The 25,108-nt window shown below is 56.7% G+C and carries 22 protein-coding genes; 19 read left to right on the top strand and 3 right to left on the bottom strand.

The features are described 5' to 3' along the window. The first annotated feature begins 435 nt into the window (after positions 1-435). The 19 genes from tssB to ACR2R1_RS04040 all read left to right on the top strand — a co-directional run bounded on the left by tssB (position 436) and on the right by ACR2R1_RS04040 (position 22,165). On the top strand, positions 436-966 hold the full coding sequence (gene tssB, locus ACR2R1_RS04130; RefSeq protein ID WP_077731009.1) for a type VI secretion system contractile sheath small subunit: 531 nt from the start codon (positions 436-438) through the stop codon (positions 964-966). A gap of 3 nt (positions 967-969) precedes the next feature. Beyond that, complete coding sequence (gene tssC, locus ACR2R1_RS04125; RefSeq protein WP_077731010.1) at positions 970-2,466, top strand: type VI secretion system contractile sheath large subunit; 1,497 nt, start codon at positions 970-972, stop codon at positions 2,464-2,466. 162 nt (positions 2,467-2,628) lie between these two features. After that, positions 2,629-3,111: an Hcp family type VI secretion system effector gene (locus ACR2R1_RS04120; protein ID WP_434112769.1), complete on the top strand. Its 483-nt coding sequence runs from the start codon at positions 2,629-2,631 to the stop codon at positions 3,109-3,111. A 75-nt stretch (positions 3,112-3,186) separates the two neighbouring features. Next, positions 3,187-4,005 carry a type VI secretion system accessory protein TagJ gene (locus ACR2R1_RS04115; protein WP_347257326.1) on the top strand — a complete coding sequence of 273 codons (819 nt, stop codon included), beginning with the start codon at positions 3,187-3,189 and terminating at the stop codon, positions 4,003-4,005. Further along, complete coding sequence (gene tssE / locus ACR2R1_RS04110; protein ID WP_077731013.1) at positions 3,998-4,498, top strand: type VI secretion system baseplate subunit TssE; 501 nt, start codon at positions 3,998-4,000, stop codon at positions 4,496-4,498. Before ACR2R1_RS04115 ends, tssE begins: the two co-directional genes overlap by 8 nt. A gap of 3 nt (positions 4,499-4,501) precedes the next feature. Continuing rightward, positions 4,502-6,379 carry a type VI secretion system baseplate subunit TssF gene (tssF, locus tag ACR2R1_RS04105; protein WP_434112767.1) on the top strand — a complete coding sequence of 626 codons (1,878 nt, stop codon included), beginning with the start codon at positions 4,502-4,504 and terminating at the stop codon, positions 6,377-6,379. After that, the gene (gene tssG, locus ACR2R1_RS04100; protein WP_156880901.1) at positions 6,343-7,374 is read left to right on the top strand and encodes a type VI secretion system baseplate subunit TssG; all 1,032 of its coding nucleotides are present in this window, start codon (positions 6,343-6,345) and stop codon (positions 7,372-7,374) included. Before tssF ends, tssG begins: the two co-directional genes overlap by 37 nt. Positions 7,375-7,441: 67 nt before the next feature. Beyond that, positions 7,442-10,153: a type VI secretion system ATPase TssH gene (gene tssH / locus ACR2R1_RS04095; RefSeq protein WP_434112764.1), complete on the top strand. Its 2,712-nt coding sequence runs from the start codon at positions 7,442-7,444 to the stop codon at positions 10,151-10,153. 101 nt (positions 10,154-10,254) lie between these two features. Continuing rightward, complete coding sequence (locus ACR2R1_RS04090) at positions 10,255-11,265, top strand: M35 family metallo-endopeptidase (RefSeq protein ID WP_156880899.1); 1,011 nt, start codon at positions 10,255-10,257, stop codon at positions 11,263-11,265. A gap of 130 nt (positions 11,266-11,395) precedes the next feature. Continuing rightward, positions 11,396-11,722, top strand: coding sequence for a hypothetical protein (locus ACR2R1_RS04085; RefSeq protein WP_077731018.1), 327 nt, complete (start codon positions 11,396-11,398; stop codon positions 11,720-11,722). 215 nt (positions 11,723-11,937) lie between these two features. Continuing rightward, the gene (locus tag ACR2R1_RS04080) at positions 11,938-12,846 is read left to right on the top strand and encodes a DUF2934 domain-containing protein (protein ID WP_077731019.1); all 909 of its coding nucleotides are present in this window, start codon (positions 11,938-11,940) and stop codon (positions 12,844-12,846) included. A 348-nt stretch (positions 12,847-13,194) separates the two neighbouring features. Continuing rightward, the gene (locus ACR2R1_RS04075; RefSeq protein ID WP_347257331.1) at positions 13,195-14,037 is read left to right on the top strand and encodes an FYVE zinc finger domain-containing protein; all 843 of its coding nucleotides are present in this window, start codon (positions 13,195-13,197) and stop codon (positions 14,035-14,037) included. 66 nt (positions 14,038-14,103) lie between these two features. Next, the gene (locus ACR2R1_RS04070) at positions 14,104-15,438 is read left to right on the top strand and encodes a tetratricopeptide repeat protein (RefSeq protein ID WP_156880897.1); all 1,335 of its coding nucleotides are present in this window, start codon (positions 14,104-14,106) and stop codon (positions 15,436-15,438) included. A gap of 125 nt (positions 15,439-15,563) precedes the next feature. Next, complete coding sequence (locus ACR2R1_RS04065) at positions 15,564-17,513, top strand: type VI secretion system Vgr family protein (protein WP_434112761.1); 1,950 nt, start codon at positions 15,564-15,566, stop codon at positions 17,511-17,513. A gap of 32 nt (positions 17,514-17,545) precedes the next feature. Then, positions 17,546-18,151: a DUF6931 family protein gene (locus ACR2R1_RS04060; RefSeq protein ID WP_434112759.1), complete on the top strand. Its 606-nt coding sequence runs from the start codon at positions 17,546-17,548 to the stop codon at positions 18,149-18,151. 35 nt (positions 18,152-18,186) lie between these two features. Continuing rightward, positions 18,187-18,480: a PAAR domain-containing protein gene (locus ACR2R1_RS04055; RefSeq protein ID WP_077731024.1), complete on the top strand. Its 294-nt coding sequence runs from the start codon at positions 18,187-18,189 to the stop codon at positions 18,478-18,480. A 181-nt stretch (positions 18,481-18,661) separates the two neighbouring features. Beyond that, positions 18,662-19,948 carry a paraquat-inducible protein A gene (locus ACR2R1_RS04050; protein WP_347257333.1) on the top strand — a complete coding sequence of 429 codons (1,287 nt, stop codon included), beginning with the start codon at positions 18,662-18,664 and terminating at the stop codon, positions 19,946-19,948. Next, a complete protein-coding gene (locus ACR2R1_RS04045; protein WP_077731026.1) occupies positions 19,932-21,587 on the top strand; it encodes an intermembrane transport protein PqiB in 1,656 nt (551 codons plus the stop codon). The genes ACR2R1_RS04050 and ACR2R1_RS04045 overlap by 17 nt, the downstream gene beginning before the upstream one ends. Next, a complete protein-coding gene (locus ACR2R1_RS04040) occupies positions 21,584-22,165 on the top strand; it encodes a PqiC family protein (protein ID WP_077731027.1) in 582 nt (193 codons plus the stop codon). The genes ACR2R1_RS04045 and ACR2R1_RS04040 overlap by 4 nt, the downstream gene beginning before the upstream one ends. 117 nt (positions 22,166-22,282) lie before the next feature. Here the strand turns inward: ACR2R1_RS04040 and ACR2R1_RS04035 are convergent, their stop codons facing one another. The 3 genes from ACR2R1_RS04035 to ACR2R1_RS04025 form a co-directional block, all read right to left on the bottom strand. Next, positions 22,283-22,615, bottom strand: a complete 333-nt coding sequence (locus tag ACR2R1_RS04035) for an RNA recognition motif domain-containing protein (RefSeq protein WP_086133961.1) — start codon at positions 22,613-22,615, stop codon at positions 22,283-22,285. A 297-nt stretch (positions 22,616-22,912) separates the two neighbouring features. Continuing rightward, positions 22,913-23,407, bottom strand: coding sequence for a siphovirus Gp157 family protein (locus ACR2R1_RS04030; RefSeq protein WP_077731029.1), 495 nt, complete (start codon positions 23,405-23,407; stop codon positions 22,913-22,915). A 5-nt stretch (positions 23,408-23,412) separates the two neighbouring features. After that, entirely contained in the window at positions 23,413-24,426 is a 1,014-nt protein-coding gene (locus ACR2R1_RS04025; RefSeq protein WP_347257334.1) for a hypothetical protein, read from the bottom strand. Positions 24,427-25,108 lie beyond the last annotated feature (682 nt).

Below are 25,108 nucleotides of genomic sequence, written 5' to 3'. Positions count from 1 at the left end.
TACACTGATTCATAAAATGGCGACGCAATCGCCATTCCTTCTCATCCGGTTAGTCATAACCGTCGATCGCCCAAATATCAAAAATACGATATGCCGTAACAGATACGAAATATCGCAATATTGTTTTGCTCGAACTGGGTGATCTTGAGAGCTGGAATTATTGCCAATGTGAACAAAAGCGATTCAAAAACAGTGTGTTGGTCTATTTCGATGGAGAGATATTGATGGTTGGCATCGTTATTGAACTCGTTTGGTTACACTGGTCGATGATGTCGTTACTAAGGAATGAGCGGAGTGGGGTGGTAGACATGCCACGATAACCGGTGCGCTGGGCGCGATTTCGAAGCTGGAAGCGATTTTATCGATCGAATAAAGCCCGCGTAACCATGAAAATGTGAAATTGCTGTAGTTCTATAGCCTAAGAGGAGATTTGCCGTGGCAGAAAGTAGCCAGAAATTTATAGCTCGAAATCGCGCACCGCGCGTACAGATCGAATACGACGTGGAAGTTTACGGTGCGGAAAAGAAGGTCCAGCTTCCTTTTGTAATGGGTGTCATGTCGGATCTCTCCGGCAAACCGACAGAGCCGCTGCCCCCGGTTGCGGATCGGAAACTGCTGGAAATAGATGTCGACAACTTCAACGAACGGCTCAAGGCCATGAAGCCGCGGGTTGCGTTTCAGGTGCCCAACACCCTCACCGGCGAAGGAAGCCTCAGCGTCGATATCACTTTCGAAAGCATGGACGATTTTTCGCCGGCGGCGGTTGCCAGGAAAGTCGAGGGCCTGAACAAGCTGCTCGAAGCACGCAGCCAGTTGGCCAACCTGATCACCTACATGGACGGAAAGACAGGCGCCGAGGAGCTCATCGCTAAGGTAATAAACGACCCGACATTATTGCAGGCACTCGCCTCGGCTCCGAAGCCGGCGGACGAAGCCGCTGCGGACTCTTCGAGCAGCGAGGGATAAGTCATGGCTGAATTAGAAACCCAAACCTCAGCTCAGGGCGCCGAGCAGCTCGGCGAGCTTGGTGATTTTACGAGCCTCTTGAACAAAGAGTTCAAGCCGAAATCCGACCGAGCCAAAGAGGCGGTCGAGTCGGCGGTGACCACTCTGGCGGAATTCGTCCTTAAAGACGTATCCAAGGTCTCCGAGGACGCCGTCAAGACCATCCAGTCCATCATCGCCGAAATAGATCGCAAGCTCACCGAGCAGGTGAATGCGATCATGCATCACGAGGACTTCCAGCAATTGGAAAGCGCGTGGCGCGGCTTGCAGTATCTGGTAAACAATACCGAGACCGATGAGATGCTCAAGATTCGCGTCTTGAACATCTCGAAGAAAGAGCTCGGAAAAACCCTGAAGAAATTCAAGGGAACTTCCTGGGATCAAAGCCCGATCTTCAAGAAGCTTTACGAAGAAGAGTACGGGCAGTTCGGCGGCGAACCCGTCGGCTGTATCGTGGCCGACTACTATTTCGACCACTCTCCGCCGGATGTCGAACTGCTGGGGGAGATGGCGAAAGTCTGCGCGGCTGCGCATGCACCTTTCATCGCAGCGGCGGCACCGACCGTGATGCAGATGGATTCATGGAACGAGCTGGCCAACCCGCGCGACCTCACGAAGATTTTTCTGACTCCGGAGTACGCGGCGTGGCGCTCGCTACGCGAGTCGGACGACTCCCGTTATATCGGCTTGGCCATGCCGAGATTCCTGGCTCGGTTGCCTTACGGGGCGAAAACCTGTCCGGTCGAGGAATTCGATTTCGAAGAAGAGACCGAGGCGGCAGACAGCCGAAAGTATGTCTGGGCCAACTCGGCCTATGCGATGGCCGTCAATATCAATCGATCCTTCAAGCTTTACGGCTGGTGTTCGAGAATCCGCGGCGTGGAATCGGGCGGCGCTGTGGAAGGGTTGCCGGTGCATACCTTCCCGACCGACGACGGCGGCGTGGACATGAAGTGTCCGACCGAGATCGCGATCAGCGACCGGCGTGAAGCGGAGTTGGCCAAGAACGGCTTCATGCCTCTGATTCACAAGAAGAACTCCGATTTTGCGGCGTTCATCGGCGCGCAGTCGCTCCAGAAACCGGCCGAATACGACGACCCCGACGCGACGGCCAACGCCAATCTGGCGGCGCGGCTGCCCTACCTGTTCGCCACCTGCCGGTTTGCCCACTACCTGAAGTGCATCGTCAGGGACAAGATCGGTTCGTTCAAGGAGCGGGACGACATGCAGAAATGGCTGCAAAGCTGGATTTACAACTATGTCGACCCGAATCCGGCCATGTCCGACGACATCGACAAGGCGCGCAAGCCTCTCGCGGCGGCCGAGGTAATCGTGGAAGAGGTGGAGGGCAATCCAGGCTATTACACGTCGAAATTCTTCTTGCGGCCGCACTACCAGCTGGAGGGGCTAACCGTTTCGCTGCGTTTGGTGTCCAAACTACCCTCCGTGAAAGGCGGCTAGCAGATCGAGTCGAAGAGCTGGCAACTAGGGGAATTTGGAGGTGACGATATGAGATGACACGGCAAACTCACATTGCCCAACGGAGCCGGACGGAGTGTATTCCATCCATGTTTGATCAAGTTTTAATCAACCAACAAGTACCAATAAGTAAAGGAGAAGACCATGGCAGTCGACATGTTCATTAAGATCGACCCGATTAAAGGGGAATCCAGAGATGATAAGCATAAAGAAGAAATTGACGTTCTGGCTTGGAGCTGGGGCCTGTCCAACAGTGGCACCACCCATATGGGAAGCGGCGGCGGAGCGGGTAAGGCCAACGTGCAGGATCTGAGCTTTACGAAATATATCGATAAGGCGAGCCCGGATTTAATGTTGAGCTGCTGCAATGGCAAACATTTCGACAAGGCCGTGCTGGTGGTTCGGAAAGCCGGCGAAAAGCCGGTGGAATACCTGACCATTACCATGGAGGAAGTCCTGATCACCTCGGTTTCTACGGGCGGCTCCGGCGGCGAGGACCGCTTGACCGAGAACGTCACGCTCAATTTCGCCAAGGTCAAGGTGAAATACATAGAACAGACCGAAAAGGGCGCGGAGGGCGCCAAGCCGGAGATGGGCTGGAATATTGCTGCGAACGTAAAACAATAAGTTTGCGCGGTATTTTTCGGCAGTGCCCGCCGCTGAGCGGGCACTATTCATCCCCTCAATTTCTCCCATCCGCCTATGTCAACCATCGCTGCTGAAGAAAGTCTTCGGGAAGGCCGCCTGGAAGATGCGCTAGCACAACTCCAGGACCAGGTCCGCCAGAATCCTGCCGAAGCGAAGTACCGGATTTTTCTCTTCCAGTTGTTGGCCCTAATGGGGCGCTGGGAGCGCGCTCTCACGCAGTTGAGCGTGTGCGGCGATCTGGATGCGGCAAATCTCGCAATGGTGCAGACCTATCGCGAAGCCATACGATGTGAAGTCCTTCGCGAGAAAGTTTTCCGCGGGGAGATTTCTCCGCTGATCTTCGGCAAGCCCGAGCGATGGATCGCGCTTCTGATAGAAGCATGCAAATGCGCCGCGCAGGGAGATTATCCGATGGCGATCCAGTTCCGGGATCAGGGTTTCGAATCGGCGCCGGGGACGTCCGGTACCATCGACGGGAAGCCGTTCGAATGGGTGGCGGATAGCGATAGCCGTCTGGGACCGGTTGTGGAAGCCATAGTTAACGGTCGCTACTACTGGATACCTTTTTGCCGGATTGCCCGCATCGAACTCGATCCACCCAGTGACCTTCGAGATTTAGTCTGGCTTCCCGCACAATTCACCTGGGCCAACGGCGGTTCTGCCGTGGGTCTGATTCCTTCCCGTTATCCCGACTCGGAAAAAGCCGATGACGTAGCGATTCGCATGGCCCGGAGAACCGAATGGCAAGAGCCGGTCGAGGGCTACTCGTTGGGCATGGGACAACGCGTATTGGTAACGAACGAGGGCGACTTCTCGCTGTTCGATGTTCGAGAAATTGCGATGAATACGGACACGATCGAAAACGATGGCTGATCTCACGCCGAAGGAACGCCTGCAGCCGTCGCTGCTGGATCGCCTTACCGACGACGAACCGGACAAACAACAGGAGTCCCGCGACCAGCGGGTGATGAATATACGGAATTTGCGCCACAGCGTATTGCGCGACTTGGCGTGGTTGCTGAATACCACCGCCATGGAGTCGCTAGTAGATTTGGAAAAATATCCTTTCGTGGAGCGTTCGGTATTGAATTTCGGTATCCCGGCCCTGGCCGGCACGCCTCTCTCCGGTGCCGACCTTCCGGCGATCGAACGAAAGGTCAAACAGGCTATTCTCGACTTCGAACCGCGCATCCTGGCGGATTCGGTGAGGGTGAAGGTCGCCGCCTCGGACAGTATGAATCTCAAGGCCATGACGTTCACCATCGAAGGTGATCTGTGGGCTCAGCCGCTTCCCTTGCATCTTTACATCCGCACCGAAATCGATCTCGATACCGGCTATGCGCGGGTCAGCGATTTGAACGGATAGACTATGGACCCTCGATTGCTTCAGTACTACAACCGCGAGCTGCAGCACATTCGGGAGGTGGGTGCCGAGTTCGCCAAAGAGTTTCCGAAGATTGCGGGCCGGCTGGGGCTGGACGAGTTCGAGTGTTCCGATCCGTACGTCGAGCGCCTGCTCGAGGGGTTTGCGTTTCTCGCGGCGCGGGTTCAACTCAAAATCGACGCCGAATTTCCGCGTTTAACCCAACATCTTCTCGAGGTCGTTTATCCGCATTATCTCTCGCCAACACCCTCGATGGCCGTGGTGCAACTCCAGCCCGATCTTTCCGAGGGCGCGCTGGCCGAGGGATTCTTGGTGCCGCGCGCGACCTCGCTCAGAAGTCAGATCGGCAAAGGCGAGCAAACCGCCTGCGAATATCGGACCGCTCATGACGTCACGCTATGGCCCCTGCAACTGGTGGAAGCGCAATACCTCGCCACGCCCAGCGCAGTCGCCAATTTGGGCGTGCCGACCAAACCCGGCGTGAAGGCCGGTTTACGTCTTTGTCTCCGGACCAGCGCGGGTCTGCACTTCAATCAGCTCAAGCTGGACCGGTTGCCGATTTTCTTGCGCGGTACCGGCGAACTGCCGTTCCGTCTTTACGAGCAATTGCTTGCCGACACGCTTGCGTTGGCGGTCCAACCCGCATCGCGGCCATCGGAATGGGTCGAGATCATCGACCGGACGCCGATATCGCGGCTGGGATTCGGCGATGATGAAGCCTTGTTGCCGTTTGGTCCGCGCTCGTTTCAGGGCTACAGGCTGCTGCAGGAATATTTCGCGTTTCCGGAGCGATATCTGTTCGTCGGGTTGAACGGCTTACAAAAGGCCGTCAGTCGTTGTGACGGCACCGAGCTCGAGGTCATCGCCCTGTTCAAGCGCGCCGAGCCTCATCTCGTCAACGCCGTCGATGCCGGCAATTTCTCGCTGTTCTGCACGCCGGCGATCAATTTGTTTCCGAAACGCACCGATCGTATTCACTTGACCCATTTCGTGCCGCACTATCATGTCGTGCCGGATCGAACGCGACCGATGGATTACGAGGTCTATGGCGTCAGCGAAGTGACCGGTTACGGCGCCACGCCGTCCGATGAACGGGAGTTCTTGCCGTTCTACGGGTCCAGGAGCGGTTATCGGCGGCGCGACGAGAACGCCTATTACACGCTGCATCGTGAAAAGCGCGTGTTGTCGTCCAAGCAGCGCCGGCAGGGGATGCGCTCCAGCTATATCGGCAGCGAACTTTTCATCTCGCTGGTCGATGCGGCCGAAGCGCCGTATCGCGGGGATCTGAAACAATTGGGCATGGAAACGCTCTGCACGAATCGCGATTTGCCCCTGCTGATGCCCGTCGGCATGGGCGCTACCGATTTTACCTTGCAGACCGGCGCTCCGGTGCAAGCGATACGGTGTTTGGCCGGTCCGACCAAGCCGAGGCCTTCGTCCGCCGACGGCGAAATGGCGTGGCGTCTGATCAATCATCTGTCGCTCAACTACCTGACGCTGACGGATAGCAGCGAGACCGAAGGTGCGGCGGCGCTTCGCGAGTTGCTCGCCCTTTATGCGGATCCGAATGATGCGACGATACGCCGTCAAATCGAGGGCGTTCTGTCGATCGGATCCAAGAACGTGGTTCGTCGGGTGGATGCTGCCGGTCCCATTGTATTCGGGCGCGGTTTGGAGATTGCCGTCGAGTTTGACGAATCCGCATTCGAGGGCTCCGGCTGCTTTCTTCTGGGGGCCGCTCTCGAACAATTCTTCGCCCGTTATGTATCGTTGAATTCGTTCGCTGAAACGTCGGTAAGGACGGCGGAACGAGGGGAGATCATGCGATGGCCGCTACGTATCGGGCAGCGACACACGATCTGATCGAGCTCCTTCGCCGCGAGCCCTATCGCTTCGACTTCTTCGAGGCATTGCGGCTGATCGAGTGCCATTACGCGGACAAGCCGAGATTGGGGAAATCGGTTAAAGCCACTGATGATCCGATTCGGTTGAGTCAACAGCCGGAACTCGAGTTTGCGCCGTCGACCCTGGCTTCGTTCGCATCCGGCGCGGACGGTTTTCCGCCGCGTCTGTCGGCGCGTTTTCTTGGGCTGTTCGGACCCAACGGACCCATGCCCCTGCATTTGACCGAGTACGCCCGCGAGCGGGTCCGGCATCATGGCGATCATACGTTTTCGCGTTTCGCGGATGTGTTTCACCACCGGATGCTGTGCCTGTTTTATCGGGCTTGGGCCAATGCCCAGCCTACGGTGTGCCACGATCGCCCCGAATCGGATCGCTTTGCGGCTTATTTGGGCTCCTTTTTCGGGATCGGTGTTCCGTCCGTTCAAAATCGGGACGCCATGCCGGATCGGGCTAAGCTTTACTTTACCGGTCTCTTGGCCGGACAAACCAAGCATCCCGAGGGTCTGCGCGCACTCATCGGCGATTTTTTCGGGATCAGCGTTAGCTTGCGGGAATTCGTCGGCGAATGGATGGAGATCGCGACGCACGAACAGTCCCGGCTTGGAGTTTCGCCCTGCAGTGGGTCCTTGGGGTTGTCCGTAGTCGTGGGCGCCAGGGTTTGGGGTTGCCAGCATAAGTTCCGAATCGTGCTGGGCCCGATGGGAATCGATCGATATCGGGCGCTGCTGCCGGGCGGCGAAAGTTTGGTCGAGTTGATCGCCATCGTACGCAATTACGCCGGGGACGAACTGGTTTGGGATCTGAATCTGGTTCTTCGATATCAGGAAGTCCCATCTTTGCGACTGGACGGCGGCGCGCAACTGGGCTGGACAAGCTGGCTGGGGACGAGACAAGAAGAAAAAGACGCGGACGAGTTGATGCTGAATCCGTTTTTTCGGTGCTCGGCGCTTTGATTCGCCTGCCTGTACAGAGTTGAATTTTCTAAACGATTAAAAACACCGGATCTAGGGGGATCGCTTCATGGGAGAAATCAGCCGGGTCAAGCTTTTCGGCAAGCTTAACCGCATTTGCTACAAAGCTATCGAAAGCGCGACCGTATTTTGCAAATTGCGGGGCAATCCGTACGTCGAATTGGTGCACTGGCTGCATCAATTGCTTCAGCTTCAGGATTCGGATCTGCACCGCCTCATCAAGCAGTTCGGCATCGATCCGGGCCGCCTCGCCAAGGATTTCACCGAGTCGCTCGACCGCTTGCCGCGAGGAGCTACGTCCATATCCGACCTGTCGTCGCACGTCGAGGAGGCGGTCGAGCGCGGATGGGTATACGGAACGCTAATGTTCGGCGAAAACCAGGTCCGCTCGGGCCACCTGCTCGTCGGCATTTTGAAGACTCGGGGGCTGCGCGGCGAACTGGTCGGCATTTCGAAAGAATTCGAAAAGATCGGCCTCGAAACGCTGACCGAACGGTTGGCTGAGTTCGTTGGCGGTTCGCCCGAAGACGGATTGGCCGCGACCGACGGATTTCAGGCAGGCGGAGCGGCTCCTGGCGAAGCGAGCGGAGCTATGTCGCCTGCTGCCATGGGCAAGCAGGAGGCGCTCAAGCAATTTACCGTCGACCTGACGGAACAGGCGAGGCAGGGAAAGATGGACCCTGTCGTGGGACGCGACGAGGAGATCCGCCAGGTCATCGATATCCTCATGCGCCGTCGTCAGAACAATCCCATCCTGACGGGCGAGGCGGGCGTCGGCAAGACCGCGGTCGTCGAAGGATTCGCCCAGAAAATCGTGGCGGGCGATGTGCCGCCGCCTTTGCGCGATGTGAGCTTGCGCACCTTGGATGTCGGGCTCCTCCAGGCCGGGGCCAGCATGAAAGGGGAGTTCGAGAATCGATTGCGGCAAGTCATCGAGGAGGTCCAGTCCTCGCCCAAACCGATCATCCTCTTCATCGACGAGGCTCATACCTTGGTTGGCGCGGGCGGAGCTGCCGGTACCGGCGATGCCGCCAATCTTTTGAAGCCCGCCTTGGCGCGCGGCAACCTGCGCACGGTGGCGGCGACGACCTGGGCGGAATACAAGAAGTACATCGAAAAGGATCCGGCATTGACGCGCCGCTTCCAGGTCGTCCAGGTGCACGAACCGAGCGAAGAGAAAGCCATACGCATGATGCGCGGCGTGGTTTCCGTGATGGAAAAGCATCATCGGGTGCAAGTTTTGGACGAGGCGCTGGAATCCGCCGTCAAGCTTTCGCACCGTTATATCCCGGCGCGTCAGCTCCCCGACAAAGCCGTCAGCCTTCTCGACACCGCCTGCGCCCGCGTTGCCATAAGCCAGCACGCGGTGCCGCCCGAGGTGGACGATTGCCGAAAGCGCATACAAGCACTCGAAACCGAGCTGGACATCATCGGCCGGGAACGTTCCGTAGGGATCGACACGACAGCCCGCGAAAACCGCGCGCTAGCCGAACTGGAGGCCGAACGTGAGAGGCTGGCGGCGCTGGAAGGCCGCTGGAACTCCGAAAAGGAAGTGGTCGAAAAGATTCTGGCCCTGCGTCAGCAACTTCGGGAGCAGACCGGAAAAGTTGAAGGCACCGGCAGCGCCTTGGAGCAGGCGGCGGAACAGGCGGAACCCGCACCCGCCGTCGACCGGGATGCGCTGTTGTCCGAACTCAAGGACCTGCAAAGTCGGCTGCACGCGTTGCAAGGCGAACATCCGCTGATCCTGCCCACTGTCGACGGCCAAGCGGTCGCTTCCGTAGTCCAGGATTGGACCGGCATTCCCGTCGGACGCATGGTTAAGAACGAGGTCGAAACCGTGCTGAAGCTGGCCGATATCCTGGAACAGCGAATCATTGGCCAACGCCACGCCTTGGAAATGATTGCCAAGCGTATTCAGACCTCCCGTGCCGGTCTCGATAACCCCAATAAGCCGATCGGCGTCTTCATGTTGGCCGGCAGTTCGGGCGTCGGCAAGACCGAAACCGCCCTGGCTTTGGCCGAGGCTCTCTACGGCGGCGAGCAGAACGTCATCACCATCAATATGAGCGAATATCAGGAGGCGCACACCGTATCGACCCTCAAGGGTGCTCCGCCGGGTTACGTCGGTTACGGCGAGGGTGGCGTTCTGACCGAAGCGGTAAGGCGTAGGCCCTATAGCGTGGTGTTGCTGGACGAAGTCGAAAAAGCCCATCCCGACGTTCACGAGATCTTCTTCCAAGTATTCGACAAGGGTTGGATGGAGGACGGCGAAGGCCGGGTGATCGACTTCAAGAACACCCTGATTCTCCTGACTACCAACGCGGGGACGGACCTGATCATGAATCTGTGCAAAGACCCGGAACTGATGCCCGAACCCGACGGCATCGCCAAGGCTCTGCGCGAACCCTTGCTCAAGGTTTTCCCGCCTGCCTTGTTAGGCCGCCTGGTCGTCATTCCTTATTACCCGTTGAGCGACGAAATGATCGGTGCCATTGCGCGGCTGCAGCTCGGCCGCATCGAAAAGCGCATCCGGGAAACCCACAAGGTGCCGTTCAGCTATGACGACGAGGTGATCAAACTCATCACCAACCGTTGCACCGAGCTCGAGAGCGGCGGGCGCATGATCGACGCGATTTTGACCAATACCGTGTTGCCGAGGATCAGCGAAGAGTTCTTGATCCGGATGATGGAGGGGAACGCCATAGAGCGGGTGCATATCGACGTGCAGGATGGACAATTCGGCTACCGGTTTGAATAAAAAATAAGGCCGCGACAAAGTTTCGGCAGCATCCTCGTGGTGACCCTGTTGCTACGAGTCTGTAATCAAAACAAGAGTACGAACCTGAGGGGGAAATTCGGATGGACGTGTTCACCGAAGTCTATGACAAGAGTATCGAGTTGCTTAAGACGTCATCGCTGCAAAAGGACTGGAAAGACATCGAGTCCGGATTGAAGAAGCTGCTTCAATCCGATGGTCCGTCGGTCGATGCCGCACCGGTACTCGACAAGCTGCGCAAGCAGTTGGAAGAAGCCGCGAAGGGGAAAGCCTTGAGCGGCCGCGCGCAGTCCCAGGAGATCCTCAGCGCCTGTCAGACCGGCAGTTCCGGCTACCAAGACCGTGCGGCGTGCATCAAGCAGTTCCGGCATTTCTATCTGGTGGCGAAGAAAGGTAACCAGAGCATATGGGTTGTCGACTCTCCGAAGCACTATGGCAAGTGGACCTATGATCTCTTCGCCGGCAGGAACGAAGCCCAACTCAAATCGGAGCTCAACCACTGGCGCGAGGTGTTCGGTGAGGGTAATCGGAAGATGATGTCCGACGCGCTTCAGCTCGCCCGCAAGTGGAGTTCCGATGTGGAGGTCAAGCTGAGCGGCAAGTCCGGAGATGCGAACGACACGATCCGCCGCTGGTTTCACACCGACGGTGCCAAGGCCGGTGATCTCGATGCCAGCCGGGGCAAACTGCTCGACGGATTCAAGAAGATCACGGCGGCCTGTAATTCCGGCAAGGTGATATTTTCCGACCGTCCCCACAAGCGCGCGGACGGGTCGATGAAAAACACCTTCGCCTCGGTCAACAGCCTGGACGTCATGCCGGTGATCTACATTTACGAATTGTTTCTGCGCACCGGCAAGCGTACGCGTCTCGGAAACATTCCGAAGCTGTGGCTGTGCGCCCTGACGGTAGTCCACGAATTATCCCACAAGCTGGTTAAGACCGAAGACATCCGTTACGACTACGACGGACTCAAGCCCGGCAACGGATTCAAAACCGAAGATGCCTTGAACAACGCCGATAGCTGGGCTTACTTCGCCGGTGATCTTGTCGGCGCGATTCCCAAAAGTGCGATCAAGGAAGCACTAAGCTAAACCAGACGATTGCCCCATGTGCACACTTTTCCGGCAAAGACTTTGTAAGCTCATCATCGTGGCTGCGACGGTGTTTCCTATATTCGCATGGGGCGACGCAGCTACGCTGCCCCAAATAAAGGAGTCAGGCATGGAATCTTCCAAGAGACGTGCGCCGGCGGCGAAGCCGGTCACCCACAAAGGCATACGCTACGAGCAACTGCGTGCGGCGCGCTCACGAGGCTTCGGACAGAGCGGCGGCGTTATCGCGGCGGTCGACGAAGCCAGCGGTCAGGAACTCTGGACCTTGCAATTGTATACCACGCAGTACGACCCCCACGAGGAAACCGATGCACAGGAGGTTTATATCGAGGAACTGCGTATCGATAAGAAGTCCGAGACGTTGATCGCACGCGACGAGCGCGGGCGCACGTTTATAGTCAATCTCAAGGATCGCACGGTCACCGAAAAGCACTAGGCGACTGGGGCGTCCGACGGGCTGGAGCGCGGCGCAGGACGCACGAACACGGCGAATTGGCTCGGGTTTTCTGATTCGGTCGATGGAGGCGAATCCCATCGATCGAGGGCACTGAGTGTCCCGGATCAGGGATTTGGGTACGGGTTCGGGTCATTTTTTCAAAAAACGCGGCATAAAATGCTGCACGTGAGCCCCGACGGGGATTAGGAGAAAGCATGGCCGAGCAGACTGCTCGTGATTTGGTGGCGTACAAGAACTACACGCCGACGGGTCTCACTGAGACGAGACTAACCAGAAAGCTTACCCTGGACCAGGAGTGGGTATTCGGTGGATCGGGCGGCGTCGATATCATGATCAAGTTCGACAAGAACTTTTTCAAAAAGCACCTGTTTACTTACTCCAAGAAAACCAATGAGGTCGCACAGATCGCCTTCTTCCTCTCAAAGGAGGCCGGCGACCCGCCCGGCAGAGAAATGGACTTCTGGCTCCAGGCCGAATTGATCAAGCTCAATCAAAAACTTCGGAAGGCGCTGGAACACCGTGCAGAAGCCTATCGCTGCACTTGCGGGCACTATCTGATCTCTCACGCCTGTACAAACTGCGGGCATGGCCCGGCAAAACACAAGACCGGGAGTGGGGCGAATTGCGCATGCAAGGAAGACACTGGTGCCGGAATAAAATGCGGCTGCACCACCTATACCAACAGATGTGTCGAATCCGGCTGCGCTTGCGGCGGGTTTACGAATACACCGACAGGGGCGTACGCAACATCCCGCAGCAATAGCGGAAAGGGACCCGATAACCCTTTGCAAGGAGCTCCTACGCAAGTAAATACGTGCATTATTCTCGACCGGATACCCATGGAAAAATTCAAAGACGTGGTCATCAAATCGTTCGAGACCGCAGAAACGACATCCCACACCTGGGCGATCAATACCGAAAAACACCTGACATGGGATTTCGGAATCGCAAACTGTGTGGTCAATGCTTCGCTTGGGCAAGCTCCGAAAGATTGGACAACCAGCACCGGTGTAACGGTATCGGCCAAAAAACTCAGTTTTACCCCGGCCAGCAGCGGAAAGCGGGACCTGTACACTTATCAGGTTTTCCACTTGAGCAATTGACGCGAGATACCGGTATGGCGGACTTACAAAGGCAATCTAGGATGTCCGAGATATCCGGTGTAAGGTCCGTAGATCAAGGCCAAACCCATCCTGTGTATCATCCGGATCGTATTTCGACCCCAGAGATGCATAGGATGAGCTAAGTAGCTTCTATAATTTCCTCTTGTGTTCCTTTAATCCCGATTCATTTTCTATTAGGCGTTATTTCGAATGGAGATTACATAAATGCCGCTAGCACAACCGAATACGAAAGGAGTATTCCCGGCGACGATGGGAGGGCAACCCATACCCGAGATAAAGGTCGCGGATAATACTGCATTAAGCGATATGGAAGATATCCATTTTGGTATGAATATCGATGAGGCCGACAATGCCGATCTTTATCGGGATCTCGATCGCGGAAATCCGGTGGAGGCCGACCTTGTCGGCCTTGGCCCAAGAACCATCGATATCAAGCGGCGAGGCGGGAGAACCGCGGAGGATGACTGGGAAATACACTGGGGAAATGCGAGAGCGCGCGGGCTCAAAGGCATGGACGACACGAAGTTCCAAAACTTTAACCAGGCTAGGCCCATTAAGCACCGCCAGTTTCCGGCGGGTGCGCATCTGGGCGGCGTCGACGTAGGGGGAACAAACAAAGAATATAGCCTAGGTGCCACCACAAAAGCGGATACCGAAGGCCTTGAAATGGGTACGAGGTGGTCCAAAACCGCGCTTGAATATTCGCTGGCGCATGGCGGCGGAAAAATCCATTTTCACCTGGACGGAATGGGTGAATTATCCGGTATTTTCGATAAAACCGGGGATTATGGCTATAACGTCACCAGCCGCGAACTGCGGTACGTCAAGAGATTCTGGATGAGATTCCAGCATAAGGTGATATTTTATAACGGATATACGGCCGCTCTATTGCCGGTGATTGTCTGTCCTCCCTGGATACCGAACTGGGAACCGGATAGCGCGACGAACACGTGCCGGGTATGCAATAAGGAATTCAGCAGAGTATTTCCGGTCCGGTGGCGTCATCACTGCCGCTTGTGCGGCAAGAATGTTTGCGACGTCTGTTCGCCCGACCGCGTCCGGTTGACGTTTCCGGTTCAGCGGCCCGGGCACGTACGTGAAACCGGCCCGGTAAGGGTCTGTAGACCCTGTTATTTGGCCTTCAATCGTGCGCTTCCCGCTCCGATATAAGCGTCGGCGATGCTGAAAAAGAAAGGCCCGAATTTCCACGCTCTGTACTATTCCGAAAGTTGATCTATGTTGGACGACGAACCGTCAGATTTCCGCATCGAGGAAGTAACCCCCGAGTTGGCGTTGAGCGGTGCGATTCGCTTGCTGCAAGCGAATCGCCTCGATGACGCCGAGCGGATTTTCAGCGTACTACTGGAGAATTATCCGGACATTCCCGAAATTCTTCATTTCTACGGCATCCTCGCGCATCGGAGAGGCAGAGACGATCTGGCCGTCGAGTCGATCGAAAAGGCCATCGCCATTGCGCCGACCTATGCCGATGCGTACAACAACCTCGGCAACATCTATAACAAGGCCGGCAAGCCCGAAAAGGCGGTGGACGCCTACCGGCGCGCGATCGAGCTGAATCCCGGAAACGTTGCTGCGCACAACAATCTCGGCACCGTTCTCAAGGATCTGGAGCGCTTCGAGGAAGCCGCGGAGCAATTCGCCAAGGCGATCGAACTGATGCCGGACAACGCCGAGCTCTATCACAATTTCGGAAACGTATTCCGGAAGCAGGGCAAATTCGGGGAGGCCGCCCAGGCTTACCGCAGAGCGATCAATCTCCGGCCGTACCGCTCGGACGATTACGAAAATCTTTGCCATGTGCTGTACCTGCAAGGCTTGGTCGAGGAAGCATTGCCCACGATCCGTCAATGGCTGGAACACGATCCGACCAATCCTCTGGCGCTGCACCGGCTGCATTCGTATGCCGGGACGGACGTCCCGGCGCGCGCTTCGGACGACTACGTCCGCATGACGTTCGACAGCTTTGCCGATAGTTTCGATTACGTGCTTAAGGGACTCGACTATCGGGCTCCGGGTTTGGTCAAGGAAGCCGTCGCCGCATTGTACGATCGGGATCGAGTCGACCTCGAAGTGCTCGACGCCGGCTGCGGGACCGGGCTGTGCGGGGAATTCTTGCGTCCTTATGCGCGTCGGCTGACCGGCGTGGATCTGTCCGTCAAAATGCTGGAGAAGGCCCATGCCAGACGGCAATACGACGATTTGATCGAGAGTGAATTAACAGCCTACATCGGACGGCACACGGATCGGTTCGACCTGATCGTCTCCGCCGATACGCTGGTTTATTTCGGCGATTTGAGCGCGGTTTTCGAGCGGGTAGGGCGGGCACTGCGCCGGGGCGGATACTTCATTTTCACGGTGGAACGTAACGACGAGCGGCCGTCCGAAGGGTACAAGATCAATCTCCACGGGCGTTACAGCCATACGGAGGATTACCTGCAACGTGAGCTGGAAAGCGCCGGGCTTTCCCTTCGGAGGGGCGAGCAGCAGATGTTGCGCTACGAGGCCGGTGTGCCTGTGGAAGGGTTTCTGATCGTTGCCGCGCGGTCTTGAATTCGGTGGTTGCTCGCTGCGACCGGAAAGGTGTCTCGGGCGGAATCGCCTGAAATCATCGGTCTATATCCCAGGTTTGTTAGTATTCGACAAATTGTCTCCAATCATTCTAATGGGTTAGTTTTATGTCGTTCACCCAGGATTTCCGCTCCGCTTCCGTAACGAGTCCTTTGGGCAAAGACGTCTTGTTGTTCTTCCGAATGCAGGGGCGGGAGGAGTTCAGCCGCTCGTTCGAGCTTGAAGTGGATTTGCTCAGCGAGAATCGGAATATCGCCGCCAAGGACGTTCTGGGAAAGAAACTGACCGTCGCGCTTGAACTTTCCAACGGGGGCAAACGTTATTTCAACGGCTATGCCGTTCAATTCAGCCAGGAACCCGATCTCGGCGAATTCGCGCATTACCGGGCGGTTTTGCGGCCGTGGCTATGGTTTCTGACGCGCAAGACGAATTGCCGCATTTTTCAGGACAAAACCGTACCGGAGATCGTCAAGGCCATTTTCGAGGAGCATGGCTTCAGCGGCGACATTCAGGAATCGCTGAGCGAAACCTATCGGCAGCGCGAATACTGCGTACAGTATCGCGAAAGCGACTTCGATTTCATCAATCGGCTCCTGGAAGAGGAAGGCATCTACTATTTCTTCAAGCACGAAAGCGACAAGCACATTCTCAATCTCGTCGATTCCGCCAATGCCCACTCGGCGGTTTCCGGGTATGCGGAAGTACCTTTCTTTCCCCCGGAGAATCAAGAACGGCGGCTCCGGGATCACATCTTCGCCTGGTCCTTCAAGCGGGTCATTCAGCCTGGGACTTACACGGTCAACGATTTCGATTTTGAAAAGCCCAAAGCCTCCTTGATCGAAAAGACAAACCGACCGACTGAGGACGATTACAGCAAATACGAACAATACGATTACCCGGGAGGATACGTTGCGAATGCCGACGGGTCGCATTACTCGAAAGTGCGGTTGGAGGCGCTTCAGTCGGATTACGAGCGGTTTTCGGGCGAGGGCAACGTCGCGGGTCTGGAAGTCGGAGCCTTGTTCAAGCTGATCGATCATCCCCGGCAGGATCAGAACAAGGAATACGTGGTTACCGGAATGGAATTCCGGCTGCAATCCAACCGCTATAAGTCAGTGAGCGACTCGGCCGGCGATTTCGCGGAGAAGCTCGGCATTTCCGCCATTGCCAAGACGCAGCAGTTTCGTGCCGCCCATCGCACGCCGAGACCCGTGGTTCGCGGGCCGCAAACCGCCATAGTGGTCGGCAAGTCTGGCGAGGAAATCTGGACCGACCAATATGGACGCGTGAAGGTCAAGTTTCACTGGGACCGCGCGGAGAATCGGGACGAGACCAGTTCGTGCTGGGTGCGGGTGTCCCAGCCGTGGGCGGGAAAAGGATGGGGAGCGATTGCGATACCCCGTATCGGCCAGGAAGTGATCGTTGATTTTCTCGAAGGCAATCCGGATCAGCCGATCATTACCGGCCGCGTCTACAACGCGGAGCAGACCGTGCCCTATGCCTTGCCCGGCAAGGCTACGCAAACCGGCATCAAATCGCGCAGCAGCAAGGGCGGGGGACAGGACAATTTCAACGAGATCCGCATGGAGGACGATAAGGGGAAGGAGGAAATCTATATCCATGCCGAGAAAGACATGAATGTGGTTGTCGAAAACAGCGCCACGCTCAAGGTCGGTTTCGACAAGAAGGACCCCGGCGATCAGACGATAGACATCTACAATCACCGGACGACGACCCTGGAGCAGGGCAACGACAAGCTGCAGCTCAAGCAGGGCAATCGGGAAGTGGTGCTGGACATGGGCAACCACACCTTGTCGATCAAACAGGGGAATCAGGAGACCAAGATCGATCTGGGCAAAAGCACGCTGGAGGCGATGCAGTCGATCGAACTCAAGGTCGGGCAGAACAGTATCAAGATTGATCAAAGCGGCATCACGATCAAAGGCATGATGGTCAATATCGAGGGAACCAGCATGGCGGAACTGAAATCACCCATGACGACGGTAAAGGGCGACGGAATGCTGACCGCCAAGGGCGGTATCGTCATGATCAATTAACCGAGTTTTAATCTCCGAGACTGAAAAGCAAAATGACTGAACCCGTTTTCACCAAGGTCTCTGCGCCCAACGCCGCGGCTGTGTGCCGTGATATCGACCTCGACGAAGCCGCACTCCGATTGCTGAATCCCGAGATGAGCCCGGCTGGCTTTTTACGCCTCCTTATGGAAAACGCCTTGTATCCCGAAGCCGTTAAATTTCTCGCGCGGGCGCTTCCGAAACGGGAGTCGACCTGGTGGGCCTGCCTATGCGCCCGCAGCGCTTTAGCCAATGATCCTGCTTCGCCAGCGATAAAACCGCTCGAACTCGCCGAGCGCTGGGTTTACAAACCCAGCGAGGAACATCGGCGTTCGGCTTTTGCCGCGGCGGAGGCGCATCAGTTCCAAGGGGCGGGGAGCTGGGCGGCGGTGGCGGCGTTCTGGAGCGGGGGCAGCATGGCTCCACCGGATGCGCCGGCCGTTCCACCCGCGGACAATCTTACCGGGAAAGCCGTTACCGGAGCGGTCATGTTGGCGGCGGTTCAACACGAGCCGGAAAAAGCGCCGGAAAAGTACCAACGCTTCTTGGCGCAGGGCATCGACATTGCCTGCGGAGGCAACGGCCGGTTGGCCTCCAAGCTTGCCGGTGCGAATGCGTAATGGCGCGATCGAATGACTGATACAGTGAGGGCAATATGAGCAAACCCGCGGCCCGCCTCACCGATATGCATACCTGTCCCATGTTCGACGGCCCCAAACCCCATGTGGGAGGGCCGATCACGGCTCCCGGCGCGCCCACGGTGCTGATCGGTTCTTTGCCCGCCGCTCGGGTCGGCGATGTGGTAACCTGTGTCGGACCGCCGGATACCATTGCTCAGGGTTCGGCCACGGTGATGATCGGCGGTCAGCCGGCGGCGCGCATGGGCGACATGACCGCCCACGGCGGTGTGATCGTCGTGGGCCAGCCGACTGTTCTCATCGGCGGATAAACGGATCGACCGTCATTTAAGGAATGCACCGGAAACGCGACGCCTCTCCGGCGGAGCTTAAGGTATTATCCGGTGTGCGTTCGGACCTTTTGCGCCGCTCTCCGGAATCAGGGGGATTTTTAAGTAAGTAAACACATCATTTCAGATTTTTAAAAGCCACTCATTCCACGACTTTTCTCTCGTGTGTTCGTCTGTTGTTCCCGCCGCGCCGGCTGTCCCTGCCTTCGGCGATTTAGAAAACCTCTGCGCTTGCCACGAATGTGATCTTTTGCAACGCAAGGTCCCGCTTGCGCCGGGGCAAAGCGCCCGCTGCTGCCGCTGCGGAGCGCAGCTCTATCATGCGCCGAAAGACACCCTGGACCGGACATTGGCCTTTTCCCTTGCGGCATTCATTCTGTTTTCGGTCGCCAATCTGTTCCCTATTCTGGGGCTGAGCATCCAGGGCAAGCACACGGAGGCGACGCTTCTCGGTGCCGTGCTCGAGTTGCAGAAGCAGGGCATGGGAATGATGGCCGGCCTGGTTCTGTTTACCACCATTGTGGTACCGGCCATGGAGCTTCTGGGACTGTTATATGTGCTGCTGCCGCTGAAGCTGAATAAGAAGCCGCCGGGTCAGGCCGCCGTGTTCAGATTGATTCAGGTGCTGCGGCCATGGGGCATGATCGAAGTCCTGATGCTGGGCATCCTGGTTTCCCTGGTCAAGCTCGCTCACATGGCGACTGTTCAGCCGGGCTGGTCGCTGTGGCTTTTCGGCGGTTTTATTTTCGTGATGGCGGCGACCGCTGCCTCGCTGGATAGCGAAGAGATTTGGGCGCGGTTGGGGCGGCGCTGTCCCGTCGCCACTCAGCAAAACTCAGGGGCCGGCTATTTGACGTGCCATGCCTGCGGGATGCTTTCCTATGCCCCGGCCGGGAAGCACGAGCAGCACTGCCCTCGGTGCGGTAGCGTGCTGCACGTCCGCAAACCGAACAGCGTCGGTCGATGCTGGTCTCTCCTGATCGCCGCCATGATTTTATATGTTCCGGCCAATGTGTTGCCGGTCATGTCCACCTCTTCGATCGTCGGGGCTCAAGTCGACACCATCATGAGCGGGGTGATCTATCTGTGGGTATCGGGATCGTGGCCTTTGGCACTGCTGGTGTTCTTTGCCAGCGTTATGGTGCCGCTGCTGAAACTGATGGCTCTCACTCTACTCTTGGTGACGGTTCAGACCGGATCGCGCTGGCGGCCGCTGGACCGCACCCGGCTATATCGGCTGACCGAAAAGGTCGGCCGTTGGTCGATGGTGGATATTTTTGTCGTTACCATGCTGGTGGCCCTGGTGGATGTGCGCCCTCTGGCGGCGGTCCAAGCCGGGCCCGGAGCCATTGCCTTCGGCGCCGTAGTGGTGCTCACCATGGTTGCCGCCATGAGCTTCGACCCGCGACTGATATGGGATTCCGTACAAGAAAATGTTCATTCGAGATAACGATTCAAATTCCGCTTCGAAGACCGACAAGGGCGATGCGTTGCCGACGGCGGTCGCAGCGCCGCCGAGCCGGTTCGCCTTTTCCGTCGTTTGGGTCATACCGCTGGTTGCGGCGCTGATCGGTGCCTGGCTGGCCTGGAAAGCGATCTCGGAACGAGGCCCTGTGATCACCCTTATTTTCATGAGTGCCGAGGGTTTGGAGCCGGGCAAAACGCCTATCAAGTATCGGGACGTAGAGGTGGGCAAAGTCGCCGATGTCGCCCTGAGCGAAGATCGGACCAGCGTCATCGTCACCGCTCAAATGCGTGACGGAACCGAGGATTGGCTGGTGAAAGACACCCGTTTCTGGATCGTGCGTCCGCGCGTGGTCGCCGGGAACATTTCGGGTTTGAGTACTTTGCTTTCCGGCTCTTATATCGGCTTGGACGTGGGGAGTTCGACGGAGCGGAAATACAAATTCCGCGGTCTGGACGTCCCGCCCATTCTAACATCGGATCTGCAGGGCCGGCGCTTCGCTCTCAAGGGCGAGGATCTGGGCTCTTTGGATGTAGGATCTCCTATCTATTTCCGGCACATTGCGGTTGGCAAGGTGCTGGGCTTCGAAATGGATCCTGCGGGGACCGGTGTAACCATACAAGTTTTCGTGGAAACGCCCTATGACCGGTTCGTGACCGCCGACACCCGTTTTTGGCACGCCAGCGGTCTCGACTTAACACTCGATGCCAATGGCGTCAAGATCGACACGGAGTCGCTGATGAGCATCATGCTCGGCGGAATCGCTTTCGCCATGCCGGCCGGCGACGGAAAAGTCGAGCCTGCGGTGGAAAACACGGCGTTTACCCTTTACGCCAATCGGTCCGCGGCCTTCGCGCCACCCAAAACCGAACGGCGCGCGATGGTTTTGTATTTCGACGAAACGATACGAGGGCTTTCGGTCGGTGCGCCGCTCGATTTTAGAGGCTTGCCTGCCGGAGAGGTCACCGGCATCCGGGGCGAGTGGGATACGCAGAACCACCGTTTCCGTATTGCGGTCGATATCGGCCTGAGTTGGGGTGGGATGATACGCAATCAAAAACGCGAACTTATCACCACGACCCGCGAGGCCGTGGAGAGACAGTTGAGCCGAATGGTGGAGAAAGGGCTTCGTGCGCAATTGCGCACAGGCAACCTAATCTCGGGGCAACTCTATGTCGCTCTCGACTTCTTCCCGTCTGCGCCGTCGGCACATTTGGACTGGACGCGGGACCCGCCTGAGTTTCCGACCATGCCGGGCACTTTGCAATCGCTCTCGGACAGCGCGGAACATATCGTGAAAAAACTGGACAAATTACCGCTCGACGAGATCGCCGCGGACCTGCGGAAAACCATGGCATCGTTGAATCAGACACTTAAGAGCGTGGAGCGGCTGACCTCCAATTTGGATCGCGAGCTGATGCCGGAGATGAAGACCACGATTATCGACGCTAGACGGACCCTGACCGAAGCCCAGAAGACGCTTGCCACCGACGGACCGCTCCAGCACGATGCGCGCGACGCGCTGAACGAGGTTTCCCGGGCAGCTCAATCGTTACGCGTGATGTTGGATTATCTGGAGCGCCATCCGGAATCGCTTCTTATGGGTAAAGAGAAACAGCCATGATCCGTTTTCTGTGGATGACGATATTCGTTAGTCTTTTCGCCGGGTGTGGCGGTTCCGCGCCGGCACGTTTCTATACGCTGATGCCGGCGAACGACCCGGTGGCCGCACGGGGCACTCTGAGCGATAGCGCGAAAATAATCGTGGTGGGGCCGGTGACGATTCCCGCCGCTTTGGATCAGCCCCAGCTAGTCGTTACCAAGGGCGAACATGAAGTCGAGGTTCTGGAGCAGCATCGCTGGGCAGCGCCGTTGAAGGACGAAATCACGAGCGCACTGGCCGCTCGCCTTTCCCGTCTGGTTGGCGATGCGACGGTAACCGCCTACGCCCAATCGACGTCTCTTGATCCGAATGTGCGGATTCTCATAGATATTTCCCGATTTGAACTTCGCCCGAAAGATAGAGCCGTTTTCGAAGCGCTGTGGACGATCAAAATGAATGACGAAACGGCGGTCCGCCGCGGACATACCAACGTGGCCATCCCTGCCGCGAATAGCAGTTACGTAGGGTTGGCAACCGCGCAAAGCCGGGCGCTCGACGCCTTGGCGCAGGACCTCGCCGCCGCGTTGCGAACTCGGTGACTCGATGCCCGATGTTCGTAAGCTGAAGAAATTACCCGAGGGATAGACGGGACCGGTTGGCTGAGGCTGCCGACCGATTCCGTTGAACCGGCCGGCGCTCGAAGTCGATTGTGCTGATTAGCTACGGCGGTCGTTATAACTCCCGTTACGCCTTGCTGCGGTAACGAAAGGGTTGGAGCTGCCGTTGCGCTCACCTCTGTCTTGGGGAGGACGGGCTTCGTTTACCGTTAGGCTGCGGCCGCTTACCTCCTTACCGTTCAAGGCCGCAATCGCGGCCTGAGCTTCCTGAGCGCTGCCCATTTCCACGAATCCGAAACCCTTGGAGCGCCCTGTTTCCCGATCCATAATCACATGGGCCGAGTATACCGTACCATGTGGCGCAAAAAGCTGGTGCAGATCATCGTTTCCAAGGCCGTAATTCAGATTTCCGACATACAATTTCCTGTTCACTAGATAACTCCTCAATACCCACTCAAATAACATGTGCGCCGAAGGTCAAAACATATATCCATCAATAACGGCTTCAGCTCCGCTCCTTGGTACGATAAATAAACTATCTTTCCGCACCTAATTCCATAAGTAATCGCCCGTAGGTAACTATATTCCCGTATAGCATTACGGCAGTCGCACTCTTCGGGGTATATCTGTGTCGCGACATCCGTAACGCTAATGTAACGAAAACGCAATAAATTTGGTTGACTCTCGAATACTTTCGGATCGTTCGTTGTCGTAAATCGACACCGCTTCTCAAGTAATATCGAGCCGGGTTTCTTGTTCAAGATGAGCGCCCTTAACCGCCTGTCCGGACAAGATCACTTGTTTGATTCCGTTTTTGTCAATATGAACCACGCTTTCCTCGCGTTTAAATGTCTCGGGGATAGCCGACTCATCATCGAGAATTACTTTCGGCGGATTTTGTTTGACTTTGATAATGAATTGAGGACTCCTGATTTCACGTATATTGATACGTTCCATCTGAATCTTGAGATATTGCCTTAAACCGGCCGCACGAGTTTCCAAGGCTCTGCGTCGCCGGTTCATCCGCTCTTCGGCCTGACGAATCAGTTCGGCTTCGCCCTCCATGTGCAGGAGGGCGGCAGCGATGTTCCATGCTTTAAGCGAGATCTCGCCCGTAAGTGCTTCCAATGTGTCGTTGATCACATCCGGAGGCAAATCCAGATCCGTAAGGTTATTCAAGGCTTCCTGGTATTGCTCGGCAATCTCATAAAGCTTTGTTTCCACGCCGCTTACCCCTTCTCAGTCGCGTCCGGTTTAGCCCAGTCTTCCAATTTCTGAACGAGCCTATCGTAGACTTCAGGCGTCAACTCTTCGAACGCGTTCAACTTGTTCTTGCTCGCGGCTTTGACCCAACGCAGCACGCGCTCGCGGTCCAAGCCGAGTTCCTTGATCCGTGTCTCCAATTGCTCGATCTGTGTGAGGGAAAGGCTGCAGAACCTGTAGCCCCGGCCGCCAGCTTCCGAAGACGGTGTCGATTCGGCCGGAATCCGATCGTTGGCATCGCCTTCGCCCTCGGTGAATTTGCCGGTAGTAACAGCGGCTTGTGGCTTCGAGGCCGGCCCTAGCTGCATGTCCTCAAGGTCTTGCGTAAACACTTCGCTTAAGCCCGCCATCCGCAGAGTCGCATCGATATGCGCCGACTTTCCCGCCATCTTGAGGGCTTTATTCAGGTCCCCATTGTCCTGCTGCACGCTGCGTGCTCCAATGCCTTCCGCGACCGTCCGTTCCTGACTGTCTCGCAGTTCGCAGCGGAGAATGATCGTACCGAGACGCTGTCCCGACAGGGCGGCCTGCTCATAGGCGGTGAGATTGGGATAATGCACCGTCACTCCGAGCATCCCGCAAATTTTTTCGGCACCCGGCTTGAATAGACTCGGCTTGCTCCAGTGGCTGTTGATCGGGCACGACTCCGCTTCGCCGCGCCTGGCAAAGGCGCATCTTTCCCGATTGAAGAGGTGAATGCGGCCGTAGTCCGTGCCTTCCACCAAGGCTTCCCTTATCCAATTGAGTATCGCCGCACGATTATGCTTGCGCCGCGCCAGTCCCGCTTCGAATACATCATTCGGCAAATCCAGAGGGGAAACGCTCGGTAGTTCGGCCTTTGCCGTTTTCCTCGCGACTTTTCGCGCTGTCGGCTTTTCGGGGCTCGCCACGGGCTGTTCTTCGTGTTCGAGATAGGCCGTGGACGGAATCGAAGCCGCTGGGGCGTCTACGGTGTCTTCGCGTTCTTTTACGTGATTCATAACTTGGTTACTCCTGCCGTACACATCACCTTTAATGCATTTCCCTGGGGCAAGGCTTGCTTGCGGGGTGCTATGGCGTTGTACCGCTCGTCTGGGAAGTAGAAAAAAGCTGCCGGAATATCCGGATCGAAGAGTGGTTATTTAAGGCGCCTCAGGTTACTGCCGACGCATCACAGCGCTGTCCTATGGTGGGGGTGGAAGATTGGCACTGGGGAATCGCTCCAAAAACACTTACAGTGACAATTTGCGGCCGAGATTTAGCGGGAAGCGACGTTGAGCCTGGCGCAAGACAATAGGTCAGGACCGAAGGCTAAGACTTGATTCCGGCTTGATTTAGGCAAAGTTATGCTCTTTAGATGCTGTGAATAAATAACCGGTTTTCCATGTAACATTAAACAAAATCCGGCGGCGAAAGTTCCCTCAAGAATTAAAGAAAAATGTGATAATACAAAGAGTTGTCTTGGCTATGGCGGGGCAGCCAAGGGCTCGTTCGGATCTAAAGGACGTTGCGTTGGATTGACCTCGGAAAATACTTCGCTTGTCGGTCTATAGGTCGATTGCCTAAACGCATTGTGATCGATCATGAGGTTGAGGAACCTTCGTATCTCGAGTCACCATTTCTTTGGCCGGGGTGGTTTCGTTCTTGGTTTGATGTTGCTAGCGCCTTTGTGGAGTGGAGGAG

The sequence above is a fragment of the Methylocaldum sp. GT1TLB genome, assembly GCF_051027445.1.
GTDB lineage: Bacteria > Pseudomonadota > Gammaproteobacteria > Methylococcales > Methylococcaceae > Methylocaldum.
This window is presented reverse-complemented; position numbering and strand designations above follow the sequence as displayed.